Source organism: Streptomyces sp. SYSU D01066-1 (genome assembly GCF_054956795.1).
Genome location: NZ_JBUDHV010000017.1, coordinates 21,879 through 35,645, shown reverse-complemented (window position 1 = coordinate 35,645; position 13,767 = coordinate 21,879). Strand labels below are relative to the sequence as shown.

At 75.4% G+C, this 13,767-nt stretch carries 10 protein-coding genes and 2 pseudogenes; 7 read left to right on the top strand and 5 right to left on the bottom strand.

The genetic code is table 11. From position 1 onward, the window contains the following. Positions 1–127 precede the first annotated feature (127 nt). The gene (locus ACY1JF_RS17820) at positions 128–3,133 is read left to right on the top strand and encodes an FAD-binding and (Fe-S)-binding domain-containing protein (protein ID WP_462706119.1); all 3,006 of its coding nucleotides are present in this window, start codon (positions 128–130) and stop codon (positions 3,131–3,133) included. Between the two features lie 474 nt (positions 3,134–3,607). Here the strand turns inward: ACY1JF_RS17820 and ACY1JF_RS17815 are convergent, their stop codons facing one another. After that, positions 3,608–4,318 (bottom strand): transposase, encoded by a 711-nt coding sequence (locus tag ACY1JF_RS17815; protein ID WP_462706118.1) that lies wholly within the window; start codon positions 4,316–4,318, stop codon positions 3,608–3,610. Between the two features lie 238 nt (positions 4,319–4,556). Between ACY1JF_RS17815 and ACY1JF_RS17810 the strand changes: the two genes are divergently transcribed. Then, positions 4,557–4,784: a hypothetical protein gene (locus tag ACY1JF_RS17810; RefSeq protein ID WP_462706117.1), complete on the top strand. Its 228-nt coding sequence runs from the start codon at positions 4,557–4,559 to the stop codon at positions 4,782–4,784. A gap of 200 nt (positions 4,785–4,984) precedes the next feature. On the opposite strand, the pseudogene ACY1JF_RS17805 reads toward ACY1JF_RS17810, so the two are convergent. Together ACY1JF_RS17805 and ACY1JF_RS17800 are read right to left on the bottom strand one after the other, a co-directional pair. Next, positions 4,985–5,284, bottom strand: a pseudogene (locus ACY1JF_RS17805) (transposase); the annotation flags it as partial. A gap of 301 nt (positions 5,285–5,585) precedes the next feature. Beyond that, positions 5,586–6,038, bottom strand: a complete 453-nt coding sequence (locus tag ACY1JF_RS17800; protein ID WP_462706116.1) for an NUDIX hydrolase — start codon at positions 6,036–6,038, stop codon at positions 5,586–5,588. A 285-nt stretch (positions 6,039–6,323) separates the two neighbouring features. Between ACY1JF_RS17800 and ACY1JF_RS17795 the strand changes: the two genes are divergently transcribed. Both ACY1JF_RS17795 and ACY1JF_RS17790 read left to right on the top strand, forming a co-directional pair. Continuing rightward, positions 6,324–7,355 (top strand): EamA family transporter, encoded by a 1,032-nt coding sequence (locus ACY1JF_RS17795; RefSeq protein WP_462706115.1) that lies wholly within the window; start codon positions 6,324–6,326, stop codon positions 7,353–7,355. Between the two features lie 152 nt (positions 7,356–7,507). Beyond that, positions 7,508–7,741, top strand: a pseudogene (locus ACY1JF_RS17790) (maleylpyruvate isomerase N-terminal domain-containing protein); the annotation flags it as partial. A gap of 50 nt (positions 7,742–7,791) precedes the next feature. Here the strand turns inward: ACY1JF_RS17790 and pdxH are convergent. Continuing rightward, on the bottom strand, positions 7,792–8,478 hold the full coding sequence (gene pdxH / locus ACY1JF_RS17785) for a pyridoxamine 5'-phosphate oxidase (RefSeq protein ID WP_462706205.1): 687 nt from the start codon (positions 8,476–8,478) through the stop codon (positions 7,792–7,794). A 207-nt stretch (positions 8,479–8,685) separates the two neighbouring features. Between pdxH and ACY1JF_RS17780 the strand changes: the two genes are divergently transcribed. Together ACY1JF_RS17780 and ACY1JF_RS17775 are read left to right on the top strand one after the other, a co-directional pair. Continuing rightward, a complete protein-coding gene (locus tag ACY1JF_RS17780) occupies positions 8,686–9,780 on the top strand; it encodes a citrate synthase 2 (protein ID WP_462706114.1) in 1,095 nt (364 codons plus the stop codon). A 530-nt stretch (positions 9,781–10,310) separates the two neighbouring features. Then, complete coding sequence (locus tag ACY1JF_RS17775) at positions 10,311–11,714, top strand: PAS domain-containing protein (protein ID WP_462706113.1); 1,404 nt, start codon at positions 10,311–10,313, stop codon at positions 11,712–11,714. 39 nt (positions 11,715–11,753) lie between these two features. Here ACY1JF_RS17775 and ACY1JF_RS17770 read toward each other — a convergent pair whose 3' ends face one another. Beyond that, positions 11,754–12,509, bottom strand: a complete 756-nt coding sequence (locus ACY1JF_RS17770; protein WP_462706112.1) for an SIS domain-containing protein — start codon at positions 12,507–12,509, stop codon at positions 11,754–11,756. A 296-nt stretch (positions 12,510–12,805) separates the two neighbouring features. On the opposite strand from ACY1JF_RS17770, the gene ACY1JF_RS17765 reads away from it, so the two are divergent. Next, a complete protein-coding gene (locus tag ACY1JF_RS17765; RefSeq protein WP_462706111.1) occupies positions 12,806–13,498 on the top strand; it encodes a metal-dependent transcriptional regulator in 693 nt (230 codons plus the stop codon). The last annotated feature ends 269 nt before the right edge of the window (positions 13,499–13,767 follow it).

Below are 13,767 nucleotides of genomic sequence, written 5' to 3'. Positions count from 1 at the left end.
TTGGGCACATTAGTGTCACGTTCTTAGCATCAGATCACAGGAACAACTACGGCAAACACGCCGGGCGCGAACGCGCCGCCGTCGGTGGCCCGAAGCGGTCCCCCTCCCAGCTGGGCATGCTGAGGGCATGACGGATGCAGCACAAGCCGGGCCCGAGGTGCGCAGCGCGCTGCGGGCGGCCGTGCGCGGCGAGGTCTCCTTCGACGCGACCGCCCGGGCCCTGACCACCATGGACGCGTCCAACTACCGCCGGGTCCCGCTGGGCGTGGTCGCCCCGCGCGACGCCGACGACGTGGCGGCCGTCCTGGAGGTGTGCCGGACGCGGGGCGTGCCGGTCGTGGCGCGCGGCGGCGGCACGTCGATCGCGGGCCAGGCGACCGGGACCGGTGTGGTCCTGGACTTCACCCGGCACATGAACCGGCTGCTCTCCCTGGACCCCGGGGCCCGCACGGCCGTCGTACAGCCCGGCCTCGTCCTGGACCGGCTCCAGGAGGCCGCCGCCCCGCACGGCCTGCGCTTCGGCCCCGACCCCTCCACCCACGGCCGGTGCACCCTCGGCGGCATGATCGGCAACAACTCCTGCGGCTCCCACTCGGTGGCCTGGGGGACGACCGCCGACAACGTCGCCGGGCTGTCGGTCCTCACCGCGCGCGGCGAGCGGCTGCGGCCCGGACCGGGGTGGGCCGGGGCGCCCGCCGGCCTGCGCGCGCTGGTGGCCGGCGAGTCGGCGCGGCTGCGCGCCGGCTTCCCCGGCCTGCCCCGCCGTATCTCCGGCTACGCCCTGGACGCCCTGCTGCCGGAGCGCGGCGCGGACGTCGCCCGCTCCTTCTGCGGCTCCGAGGGCACGCTGGGCGTGCTGACCGAGGCGGTCGTCCGGCTGGTCGAGGCGCCGCCCGCGCGGGCCCTGGCGGTGCTCGGGTACGGCGAGGAGGGCGCGGCGGCCGAGGCGGCGGCCGGACTGCTGCCGCTGGGGCCGCTGACGGTGGAGGGGATGGCCGCCGACCTGGTGCCCGACCCGGCCGGACTGCCCGGGGGCGGGGCGTGGCTGTTCGTGGAGACCGGCGGCGCCACCCCGGCCGAGGCCCGCGCGCGGGCGCGGGCGGTGGTGCGGGCCGCCGACGCCGTGGACGCCCGCGTGGTGACCGACCCGGCCGGGCGGCGGGCGCTGTGGCGGATGCGGGAGGACGCGGCCGGTACGGCGACCCGGATGCCGGACGGCAGCGAGGCCTGGCCCGGCTGGGAGGACTGCGCGGTGCCGCCCGCCCGGCTGGGCGCCTACCTGCGCGACTTCCGGGCGCTGCTGGCCGCCCACGGGCTGCGCGGCACGCCGTACGGGCACTTCGGGGAGGGCTGCGTCCACGTCCGGATCGACTTCGACCTGCTGACGGACGCCGGAGTCGCCCGCTTCCGGCGCTTTTCCGGGGAACTGGCGGACCTGGTGGTGTCACACGGCGGTTCGCTGTCGGGCGAGCACGGCGACGGGCTGGCCCGCGCGGAACTGCTGCCGCGCATGTACGGCGCCGAAACGGTCGCCCTCTTCGAGCGGGCCAAGGCCGTCTGGGACCCGGACGGCCTGCTCAACCCCGGCGTGCTGGTCCGCCCGGCCCCCCTCGACGCGGACCTCCGCTTCGCCGTCCTGCCGCGCGCACCGGTCGACGTCGCCTTCGGCTACCCGTCCGACGGCGGCGACTTCACGGCGGCGGTCCGGCGCTGCGTCGGGGTCGCCAAGTGCCGTACGGCGGTGGCGGCGGGCGCGTCCGTGATGTGCCCGTCGTTCCGGGCGACCGGCCAGGAGGAGCACTCGACGCGGGGCCGGGCCCGGCTGCTGCACGAGATGCTCGCCGGTGAGGTGATCACCGACGGCTGGCGGTCCACGGAGGTCCGCGACGCCCTCGACCTGTGCCTGTCCTGCAAGGGCTGCCGCTCGGACTGCCCGGTCGAGGTGGACATGGCCACGTACAAGGCGGAGTTCCTGCACCACCACTACGCGGGCCGGCGCCGCCCCGCCGCCCACTACACGATGGGGTGGTTGCCGGTGTGGCTGCGCTGGGCCTCCCGTACCCGGACGGCAACCGCCCTCAACGCGCTGGCCTCCGTGCGTCCGGTGGCCGCGGTGGCCAAGCGGCTGGGCGGCATCGCGGCCGAGCGGGAGATCCCGCGGCTGGCCGGCGAGACGTTCAGCCGGTGGTGGCGCGGGCGGCGGCGGCCCTCCGCCGACGGCGGTGCCGATGGTGCCGGCGGCGACCTGGTCGTGCTGTGGCCCGACACGTTCACCGAGCACCTGTCGCCGTCCGTGGGACGGGCGGCCGTACGCGTCCTGGAGGCGGCGGGGCTGCGGGTGGCGCTGCCGCCGACGCTGCGGCCGGGGCGCGGCGCGGTCGGCGACGGCCGGACCCGCTCGCCCGCGGCCCTGCTGACGGCCCGGCGCGGCCGGGTCTGCTGCGGGCTGACGTACGTCTCCACCGGGCAGCTCGACCGGGCCCGCGCGGTCCTGCGCCGCACGCTCGACCTGATGGAACCGGTACTGGCGACGGCCGCCCCGGTCGTCGTCCTGGAGCCGAGCTGCGCGGCGGCCCTCCGCACCGACCTGCCCGAACTGCTGCACGACGACCCGCGTGCCGCCGTCCTCGCCGGCCGCGTCCTCACCTTCGCCGAGGCACTGGAACGCCACGCCCCCGACTGGACCCCGCCGGCCCTGGACCGTCCGGTCACCGGCCAGACCCACTGCCACCAGCACGCCGTCCTCGGCATCGCGGCCGACCGCCGGCTGCGCGCCGCCGCGGGCCTCACCGGCGAACTGGCCGGCGGCTGCTGCGGGCTGGCCGGGAACTTCGGCTTCGAGGCGGGCCACTACGAGGTGTCGGTGGCGTGCGCGCGGGACCGCCTCCTGCCGTCGGTGCGCGAGGCGCCGCCCGGGGCGGTGGTCCTGGCGGACGGCTACTCCTGCCGTACGCAACTGGAGCAGCTGACCGGGACGCGGGGCCGGCACCTGGCGGAGGTGCTGGCGGAGGGACTGGGGGAGGGGCAGGAAGAGGGATCGGGGGAGGGGCCGGGGGAGGGACAGAGGGAGGGACCGGGGGAGCCGGATGCGGATGACAGTGCGGCCCCAGGTGACACCACTCCGCTCATCTGAGCCCCTCGGTGACACCCGCCGGGCTGCTGTCCTCCGATACGGCGCGGACTCCTTCCCCGGCCGCCCTGCCTTGCCCTGCCTTGCCCTGCCCTGCCCTGACCTGACCTGACCGGTCCGCCCCGGCCGACCGGAACCGTTCGGTCCGGTGAGGCGTGCTGGAGCGTATGGGCGATCGAGGCGACGGGCCGGGGCGGACGCGGCGGCGTGGCGGTGAACGCCGGTGGGTGGCCGGCGGCGGCGCCGTGGTCCTGGCGACGGCCGTCGGCGTCGGTGAGGCGCGACTGGGGGCCGTGGTGCGGACGTTCCCTCCGGACGATCAGACGCGTGCCCTTCGGCCGGCCGGCCGCACAGCCGCTGCCGGCGCCGGTCTCCGCGACCCGGGCGCCGTCGCGGATGCCGCCGTCGGGTTCCACGGCCGGCGTCCAGGCCGCGGCGGCACCCTCAGGACAGCGGGGTGGAGGGCGTCGGTGATGGTCATGCCGACCGAGTACGACAGCCACCGCCCGCGCTGGGCGAGCCGGTCGACGAAGGCGCGGTACCGCCGCCGGAGTCGGCGCGGATCAGGGTCCGCCGTTCCCGTCGGCACTGTTCCGGCAGCCGGGCCGGGGCCGGCCGGGCGGCGGTGAGGTGGTCGGCGGCGGTGTCGGAGCCGGCGTTCCCGGGCCGCGGCAGGCCCGCGACCGGCTCGCCGGACCCGCCGCGGCCGTGGTCGGCGAAGCCCGTCAGCGGACGGTGCCCGAAGGGCTTCTCCCAGGTCGCCGCCGCGTCCTGCTTCTTGGAGCGGGCCGGGGCGAGGACGCCGTCGAGGTCCGCGGTCACCTGCCCGCCGGTGTCCGGTGCCGTGTCACCGGCCAGCTTCCGGACCCGTTCCCGCACATCGGCCCGGACGGCACGAAGGGCGGTCAGGGCCCGTGTCCCACCGGCGGCGAGGGGGTCGACGAGCCGGGAGAGCGTCGGGTCGGAAGCGACCGCCCGAACGCAGCCGGTTCGGCCCGCACCGTCGCGACATCGGGCCAGGCAGTCCCCGCCCAGCGCCACCGCGAGCGCCACATCCAGCAGGACCTTGCCCGGACCGTGCGCCGCCCGGGCCTCGCGCCACGGCCCCAGGGCCGCGGACAACGCCTGGTCCGGGCCGGCCTCGCGGACCGTCTCCACCAGCAGCACGGCCCCGGCCCGGGAGACCACCGACCGGCCGCCGCCCCCGCCGTGGACACGCGGACACGACGAAATGGAACCTCTCGCCTGGAAAGTGCTCTTTTCCGTTCCGGGCCCGCCTTTTGACGCGCACATTGAACCCAGTGCGGGCAACCCGCGTCGTACTCAAGGGAGATGGCGTGCGTCAAGGCCGCATCGCACGCCGGGTTCGCCCGAAGAGGGAACAGCGCCTGATCCGACCGTTTGAATCATCGAAAGGAACGCCGGCATGGTCTCGAACATTCACAGGAAGAGGGCCGTGGGCTGGATCGCCGGGGCGGCACTGGCGGCGACGGCCGTGGGGCTCGCAGGGTACTCGAACGGTGCCGGATCCGTGGCGAAGGAGGGTCCAGCCGCGCATAGTTCGAATGTGACCGACTCGAAGAACGGGAAAGAAGAGGACGCCGAGGTGAAGATGGCCTTCGGTGGAATCGGTAACACCTGGATTGGGGGATAGCCTCGATCTTTCGTGCCGGTCCGCCGGCGTGGTCGGCGGACCGTTCCGCTTTCCGTTGCTCGTGGCAGGCGGGCGGACGTCTACGGAACCCCGCTGATGGACGCCGCCACCCGGCTGCCGGTTGAGCCGTGAGCCGGACACGTCCTGGCGTCGGGGTGGTCTGCCGGGACGGCTCGCTGGTCCACCGCCGGGGCATTCGGGCGGGAGACCGTCGGGGCGGAGGCGACCGGCCCGAACGCGGCCGGTTCGGCCCGCGGCTGCGTAATGCCGGCGAGGCGGTCCCCGCCGAGCGCGACCGCCACTGCGGGATCCACGAGGACCTTGCCCGGGCCATGGGCGGCCCGCGGCTTCCGTCAGGAGGCGAGTGCTGCGGACATGGCCTGGCCGAGGCCGGTCTCGCGGACCGTTTCGACCGGCAGGACCGAACCGGCCCGCGAGACCACGGCGCGGCTGTCACCCCGGACAAGGGCATGGGGGCCGGACCCGATGGGCCGCTTCACCTGGAAAGCGCCTCGCCAGAGGTGGGAACAAGGAGCTCGGCAACCCTCGTTCCCGCTGGGCAGAGGAGCTTTCTGGCTGCCTGATCACCTGCCGGACAGCGCGCTTCACGAAAGCGCGGGGCCAAGGCCCCGCCGGGGTGTCGCGGGGGCCGCCAAGGGCGCTGGACACCACCGGGCGCCCTACGGCGACGGGGCACACCAGGCGCGGGCCCCACCAGGGCACCGCTGGACACCACCAGGCCTGGTCCGGCCCTGTCCGGTCCGGCCCGGCGCGGTCCGGCATCGTCCGGCGCGGTCCGGTTCAGCAGGCGGTCTCGCCCCGGACCAGCGGGCGGCACACCGGCTGGACGTCCTCCGGCAGTTCGTCGGGCCGGCACCAGCGGGCCTCCAGGATCTCGAACGGGTCGACGCGCAGCTCGCCGCCGAGCAGCCGGGCCTCGTAGGCCACCTCCAGCCGGGTGCGGAAGCCGCTGTTCAGCATGACCAGCCGGCCCGCCTCCACGTCGAGGCCGGTCTCCTCCTTGACCTCGCGGATCACGGTCCGCCGGAAGTCCTCCCCCTTGTGCGCGAAACCGCTGGGCAGCCCCCACTGGCGGCCGGGCGGCCACATCCGGTGCCGCAGCAGCAGGACCCGCCCGTCGCCGTCCCGTACGACGCCGGTCACACCGACCACGAACTTCGGGTTCAGCAACCACATCAGGCGGCTCTGCACAGGACGCAGCGCACGCCAGAGTCGGGCGAGGAGTCGGCTCACGGGGCCTCCGGGGGCGGGGTGGGACGGAAGGGGAGCGGCGGGCCGGGAGCGCCGCCGCCGCGGACGCTACCCGGCGCGGGCCGCCGGTCCGCGCGCCGGGCGCGCGTTGACGGCCGCGTACCCGGCCCGGGGCAGTCGCATGGCAGGACCGTGCGACCGTTCGAGTCCAGTGACCTGTACCACACAGTACAGTGGTATGGACGCGAGCCCGTCCGTCGTCATCACCGGCCGCCCTCGTCGCCCGGTCCCCGCCCCCACCCCCGCCCCACCGTCCCCGGAGCCTCCGTGAACACCCTCAGTGCCGAGCCCGGCATCCCGGCCCAGGCCGCCCCCGCGACAAGCGGCGCGGCCCCGACCGGGGGAGCCCCCGGCCGCCGGGGCGCCCTCGGACCGGTCGGCCTGGTCCTCGCCGGCGGGCTGTCGGTGCAGTTCGGCGGCGCGCTGGCGGTGACCCTGATGCCGAGGGCCGGCGCGCTCGGCGTCGTCACGCTGCGGCTGGCCGTCGCCGCCGTGGTGCTGCTCCTGGCCTGCCGTCCCCGGCTGCGCGGTCACTCCCGCGCCGACTGGCACACGGTGATCGTCTTCGGGGCCGCCATGGCCGGCATGAACGGCCTCTTCTACCAGGCGGTCGCCCGTGTCCCGCTCGGTCCGGCCGTCACCCTGGAGGTCCTCGGCCCCCTCGCCCTCTCCGTGCTGGCCTCGCGCCGGGCGGCCAACCTGCTCTGGGCCGGACTGGCCCTCGCCGGGGTGTTCCTGCTCGGCGGCGGGGGCTTCGGCGGCCTCGACCCGGCGGGGGTCGCGTTCGCGCTGGGGGCGGGCGTCATGTGGGCGGCGTACATCGTGTTCAGCGCCCGTACCGGCCGCCGCTTCCCGCAGGCCGACGGGCTGGCGCTGGCGGTGGCGGTGGGCGCGCTGCTCTTCCTGCCGATGGGCATCGCCGAGTCGAGCGCGAAACTGGTCGACCCGGTGACGCTGGGCCTGGGCGCGGCGGTGGCGCTGCTCTCCTCCGTCCTCCCCTACACCCTGGAACTGCTCGCCCTGCGCCGCCTGCCCGCCTCCACCTTCGCGATCCTCATGAGCCTGGAGCCCGCCCTCGCGGCCGGGGCCGGCTTCCTCGTCCTGGACCAGGCCCTGTCCGTCGTGGAGACGGCCGCGATCGCCCTCGTCATCGCCGCGAGCCTGGGAGCGGTACGCACCCAGGCGGGCCGGGGCGAACCCCGCCTCCGCGGACGGCGGCATCGCGGCGCGGACCGGCGAAGGGCCGCAGCCGCCGCCGGACCGTCCCCCCGCGGCGGCTCCGAGGCGAACCGCGGCTGACCCCAAAGGGGCGGTTCCGGGGTCAACCGCGGCTGACCCCGAAGGGGGGCGGCTCCGAGGTGAGCCGCGGCCGGCCCCGGGAGGCGGGGACCGCCGGAAATCAAAGCAAGCGCGCCTGCTTATTGGTGTCGCCGCTGCCGTGCTCCTCCGCCATGGCCGACCCGACGCCCGTCCTCGACGGCCTACGCGCCGGAAGTGCCGGACTCGACTCCCGGGCAGCCGAGTCGACCCCCGCGCGATGGGCCCTCGCCACTCCCGCCCCCGACTGGACCGCCGCCCACCAGATCGCCCACCTCGCCTGGACGGACCACTGCGCCCACCTCGCGGTGACCGATCCGCAGGCGTTCTGGCCCCTGGTCGGGAAGGCGCTCGCCGCCGGACCCGGCCCCGGAGCCCCGCGTCCGGGACTGAGCCCCCGCCGCGGCGGACACCGCCGTCACGGACCGAGCCGCTCCACCCGCCAGCCCCCGCCGTCCTCGGCGACGTACCGCAGCCGGTCGTGCAGCCGGTTCTCCCGCCCCTGCCAGAACTCCACCGTCCGCGGCACCACCCGGAACCCGCCCCAGTGCGGCGGCACCGGCACCTGCTCGCCCTCCGGGTACCGGGCGGCCAGCTCGGCGTACGCGGCGTCCAGGGCCGCCCGGTCCGCGACCACCGCCGACTGGGTACTGGCCCACGCCCCGAGCTGGGAGCCGTGCGGGCGGGTCCGGAAGTACGCGGCCGTCTCGTCCCGCCCGGTGCGCCGCGCGGTCCCGGTGACGATCACCTGCCGGGCCATCGGGTGCCAGGGGAAGAGGAGCGAGACGTGCGGGTTGGCCGCCAGGTCACGGGCCTTGCGCGAGCCGTAGTTGGTGTAGAAGACGAAACCCGCCTCGTCGAAGTGTTTCAACAGCACCGTACGGGAGCTGGGCCGCCCCTCCGCGTCGGCCGTCGAGACGACCATGGCGTTCGGCTCGAAGAGACCGCCGTCCGTCGCCGCCCGCCGGAACCAGCGGGCGAACTGCTCCACGGGCGTGGCGGCCAGCTCGGTCTCCCCGAGCCCATCGGCCCGGTACTGCTTGCGCATCGAGGCGAGGTCCGGGGCGGCGGCGTGTGCGTCGGTCACCTTGTCATCTTGCCGCATCGGATACGGCCGCACGGTGTCCTTCGTCACGCCGTGGCACTCAGTGCCGTACACCCTCCCCAGAAGTGGCACTCAGGGATATCGTGCCGCGTACGGGACGTCACCGGGGTGGCCGCCAAGGCCGCGGACCGGGGACGACGACCGCGGATCCACGGGGCGGCGCACGCCCCTCGTCCCACCAGGACCACGATCACGAGGAGCCGCCTGATGTCCGACTTCGTACCCGGGCTGGAAGGAATCGTCGCGTTCGAGACGGAGATCGCCGAGCCCGACAAGGAAGGCGGCGCCCTGCGCTACCGCGGCGTCGACATCGAGGACCTGGTCGGGCACGTCTCCTTCGGCAACGTCTGGGGCCTGCTCGTCGACGGCGCCTTCGACCCCGGCCTGCCGCCCGCCGAGCCCTTCCCCATCCCGGTCCACTCCGGCGACATCAGGGTCGACGTCCAGTCCGCCCTCGCCATGCTGGCCCCCGTCTGGGGACTCCGGCCCCTGCTCGACATCGACGCCGAGCAGGCCCGCGCCGACCTCGCCCGCGCCGCCGTCATGGCCCTGTCCTACGTCGCCCAGTCGGCCCGCGGCCAGGGACTGCCGATGGTCCCGCAGCGCGAGATCGACAAGGCCCGGTCGGTCGTCGAACGCTTCATGATCCGCTGGCGCGGCGAACCCGACCCCAAGCACGTCGCCGCCGTCGACGCCTACTGGACCTCCGCCGCCGAGCACGGCATGAACGCCTCCACCTTCACCGCCCGCGTCATCGCCTCCACCGGCGCCGACGTGGCCGCCGCCCTCTCCGGGGCCGTCGGCGCCATGTCCGGGCCGCTGCACGGCGGCGCCCCCTCCCGCGTCCTCGGCATGATCGAGGAGATCGAGCGCACCGGCGACGCCGAGGCGTACGTCAAGCGCGCCCTGGACCGGGGCGAACGCCTGATGGGCTTCGGCCACCGCGTCTACCGCGCCGAGGACCCCCGCGCCCGCGTCCTGCGCCGCACCGCCCGCGAACTGGGCGCCCCGCGCTTCGAGGTCGCCGAGGCCCTGGAGAAGGCGGCCCTCGCCGAACTCCACGCCCGCCGCCCGGACCGCGTCCTGGCCACCAACGTCGAGTTCTGGGCGGCCATCGTCCTGGACTTCGCCGAAGTACCGGCCCACATGTTCACGTCCATGTTCACCTGCGCCCGCACGGCCGGCTGGTCGGCCCACATCCTGGAGCAGAAGCGCACCGGCCGCCTGGTCCGCCCCTCGGCCCGCTACACCGGCCCCGGCCCCCGCGACCCCCGCGAGATCGAAGGCTACGAGTCGCTGTAGACGTCACCGCACACGCAGACGACCCGCGAGTCTGGTTCCTCCGTGGAGGAGCCGGCCGGACGTACCGACGACTCGCGGGTCGGGTGACTGCTGGAGATCGGGCCGGCTGCGCGCCTCTGTCACGCGCTGGTCCGGCACCGCACTGGGTGTGGTGACGGGCCGCTAGCCCGCAGCCACCTCACGCGTCCGGTTTTTGTACATCTGCCGAACCACCTCCCTTCTCGTGTACCTCACACACTAGGAAGCGTCCGGCAGACGCTCAACCCATTTTCCCGCGACCCGTGGCCCGCGCCCGGCGACCCGTGGCCCGCGCCCGGCGACCCGTGCCCGCGCCCGGCGACCCGTGCCCGCGCCCGGCGCCCCGCACCCGCGATCCGTGCCCGTGGACGCGTGCCCGCGACCCGGGCGGCGGGGCGGGACGGATTTCCGGCGTGCAACGATTCCTGCATTATTGCGGGAACCAGGTGTGCCCTGGGTCACGTTCGAGTTGAATGAAGGCCAGTACCGACGCAGCTTGCAGGGGGGTCCGGGTGAGTGCTTCCCGGCGTAGTGGGGCCACCGACGAGCTGGGGCCGGACCGGCCCGAGCCACCCGAGCGGGAGGGCGCGGACCTGCTGGCCGCCCTGCTGGACGGGATGGACGCGGCGCTGTGCGCGTTCGACGCGGACGGCGTCATCACCCACTGGAACCGCGAGGCGGAGCGCATCCTCGGCTGGACGGCGGCCGAGGCGGTGGGCCGCAAGGGCTTCGCCGGGTGGGCCGTGCGCAGCGCGGACGCCGAGGAGACCGAGGGCCGGCTCCTCGCGGCGATGCGCGCGCCGGGCCGGCAGGTGCACGAGTTCGCGCTGCTCACCAAGGACGGCGGACGGGTGCTGGTGCGCACCCAGTCCGCGGCCGTACGCGGCCCGGACGGCGAGCCCGCCGGTCTGTACTGCGCCTTCAGCGAGGTGCACGTCCAGATCGACCTGGAGCGGTCGATCGCGCTGAGCGAGGCCCTGTTCGAGGACGCGAACTGGGGCGTGGTGCTGGTCGACGCCGACCTGCGTCCGGCCGTCGTCAACGCGCACGCCGCGCGGGCCTTCGGCATGGCGCGCACGTCCGTACTGGGCCGGCCGCTGGGCGATCTGCTCGCCCAGGGCGTCGAGGAACTGGAGAGCGCGCTGACCCACGTCCTGGCCCAGGGCGCGCCGCCCGCGCCCGCCGAGATATGGGTGAGCGTGCGCACCCCGGACGGGGAGCGGCGGCGGTGCTGGAGCAGCGGGTTCCTGCGCCTTGCGTCACCGCTGGCGGAGGAGCCGGTGCCGCTGGGTGTGGGCTGGCTGTTCCAGGACGTCACCGAGGCCCGGCAGGCCGAGCAGGAGGCGTCGCTGCTCAGGTTCCGCTCCCACCAGTCGCACCGGGCGGCGCGGGCGGCGGCGGAGTGCGAGGACCCGGCCGAGGCGGCCTGCGTCCACCTGGACTTCGCGCTGGCCGGGTTCGCCGACCACGCGCTCATCGACCGGGTGGCGGGCGCCCCGCTCACCGACACGGAGGCGGCCGGTGAGGTCCGGCTGGTCCGGTTCGCGGCCACGCCCTCCGGCACGCCGGGGCCGAGCGCGCCGACCGGGGCGGCGGGGCTGCCGGTCCGCTACGACCAGGGCCACCCGGCGGTGCAGTGCGTGGAGCGGTCCGGCCCGGTGCGGGCGAGCGCCGGGACGATGCCGGCCGACCGGGCGCGCGCGTGGGCGCGGTCCCGGCAGTGGCCGGAGGGCACGGCGCACGCCCTGTGCGCGGTCCTGCGCAGCCGCGGGCGCGCGCTCGGTGTCGTGACGTTCCTGCGGGGCGCCGGCCGCGGCGCCTTCGAGCGGTCCGACGTGGCCCACGCGGAGGACGTGGCCCTGCGCATCGCGGCGGCGCTGGACCTGACCGGCGCGGTGGGGGAGCGGGACCGGTAGGCCCGGAGGGACGGGCCCGCCGCCGGTCCGGCCGCCGGTTCAGTGGTGGTAGAAGATGCGGTCCCCGTACTGCTCCAGGACCCGGTTGTTCCAGTCGTGGCCGCCGTCCACGTTGCCCGAGCGCAGCAGCGGCGGTTCGACGCCGCGGTCGGCGAGGGCGGCGGCCGTGGTGGCCAGTACGGCCTGCATGAGGGCGGCCGTGACCACCGTGGACGCGGGGGCGAACGGCGCCGGGACGGCGTCCAGGGTCAGCTCCGCGTCCCCGACGGCGACCTTGGAGTCGAGCACGACGTCGCAGTGGTCCTTCAGGAAGGTGCCGGAGGAGTGCCGGGACCGGGTGCCGGTGGCGTACGCGACCGAGGTCACGCCGATGACGCGGATGCCCCGCGCGCGGGCGTGCAGGGCCATCTCCACGGGCAGCGCGTTGCGCCCCGAAAGGGAGATGACCACCAGTGCGTCGCCCTCCCGCAGCGGCGAGGCGTCCAGCACGGCCCCGGCGAGGCCGTCCACGCGCTCCAGGGCGGAGCCCAGCGTGGCGGGCCGCACGTCGACGCCCACGACCCCCGGCACCGTCAGCAGGTTCATCAGGGCCAGGCCGCCGGCCCGGTAGACGACGTCCTGCGCGGGCAGCGACGAGTGCCCCGCGCCGAAGGCGAACAGCCGGCCGCCCCGCTCCACGGTGTCCGCGAGCAGCGCGCCCGCCGCCTCCACCGCCGCTTCCTCCTCGTCCCGGACGCGGCGCAGCAGACCGACCGCCGCGTCGAGGAACTGGCCGGCCGGCTTGCGGTCGCTCATGCGGAGCCCCTTCGGTGTGGCCTTCGGTGTGGCTTCGGTGTGGCTTCGGTGCGGCTGGGCGGCGCCTGTGCCGCGCCGTGACGTACGGCGCAGCGCCTCACGGTGCGGTCTGGACCAGTGCGGTGTCAATACGGCGGACGCGGGCGCGAGGGGCCGGGCGGTACGCTCGATACCCCGTTCGGCCCTTCTCCTCGGCGCGGCACGGCTGTCAGCGGTATGCGTCAGAATTGATGGCAGGGCCAGCGCACGCGCCGGAGAGCCGTCGAGCCTCCGGAAGATCTCATCGAGGGGCACGTATGTCCGGACTGATCGACACCACGGAGATGTATCTCCGCACCATCCTCGAGCTGGAGGAGGAAGGTGTGGTCCCCATGCGCGCCCGGATCGCGGAGCGGCTCGACCAGAGCGGTCCGACGGTCAGCCAGACGGTGGCGCGGATGGAGCGCGACGGCCTGGTGTCCGTCGCCAGCGACCGGCACCTGGAGCTGACCGACGAGGGCCGCAAGCTCGCCACCCGCGTGATGCGCAAGCACCGGCTCGCGGAGTGCCTGCTCGTCGACGTGATCGGTCTGGAGTGGGAGCAGGTGCACGCCGAGGCCTGCCGCTGGGAGCACGTGATGAGCGAGGCCGTGGAGCGCCGCGTCCTCGAACTGCTGCGCCACCCCACCGAGTCGCCCTACGGCAACCCGATCCCGGGCCTGGAGGAGCTGGGCGAGACGTACACCGCCGACCCGTTCCTGGACGCCGGCCTGGTCGCGCTCTCCGACCTGGACCCGGGCGCCGAGGGCAAGTCGGTGGTCGTGCGCCGCATCGGCGAGCCCATCCAGACGGACGCGCAGCTGATGTACACGCTGCGCCGGGCGGGCGTGCAGCCCGGTTCGGTGGTGAGCGTGACGGAGTCCGCGGGCGGCGTGCTGGTGGGCAGCGGCGGCGAGGCGGCCGAGCTGGAGTCGGAGGTCGCCTCCCACGTCTTCGTCGCCAAGCGCTGACCCGCCCGCCAAGCACTGAGCCGCCCGCCAACCGCCGCCCCGCCCGCCAAGCGCTGACCCGTCCGTCGGGGCCGACCCGCCCGTCGAGCACGATCCGGCGACGGGGGACGGCACGTTTGCCGAGTACCGCCCCGGCGCGGGGGCTGGCGCATGCGCCGAGTGCCGCCCCCGCACCGGTCGTTGACCCGGCGTCGAGCGCCGGCACGCCGGCCGCCGTGAGCGGCGGTGATGTTGCGCCGGCGTTTCCGTCCCGTCGAACGCGGAATTCG

Excerpts from the sequence above, each read along its gene's own strand:
- ACY1JF_RS17810 (WP_462706117.1), top strand. The coding sequence starts at position 4,557 with ATGGTCTCGAACATTCACAGGAAGAGGGCCGTGGGCTGGATCGCCGGG.
- ACY1JF_RS17820 (WP_462706119.1), top strand. The coding sequence starts at position 128 with ATGACGGATGCAGCACAAGCCGGGCCCGAGGTGCGCAGCGCGCTGCGG.
- ACY1JF_RS17770 (WP_462706112.1), bottom strand. The coding sequence starts at position 12,509 with ATGAGCGACCGCAAGCCGGCCGGCCAGTTCCTCGACGCGGCGGTCGGT.
- ACY1JF_RS17765 (WP_462706111.1), top strand. The coding sequence starts at position 12,806 with ATGTCCGGACTGATCGACACCACGGAGATGTATCTCCGCACCATCCTC.
- ACY1JF_RS17780 (WP_462706114.1), top strand. The coding sequence starts at position 8,686 with ATGTCCGACTTCGTACCCGGGCTGGAAGGAATCGTCGCGTTCGAGACG.
- pdxH (WP_462706205.1), bottom strand. The coding sequence starts at position 8,478 with ATGCGGCAAGATGACAAGGTGACCGACGCACACGCCGCCGCCCCGGAC.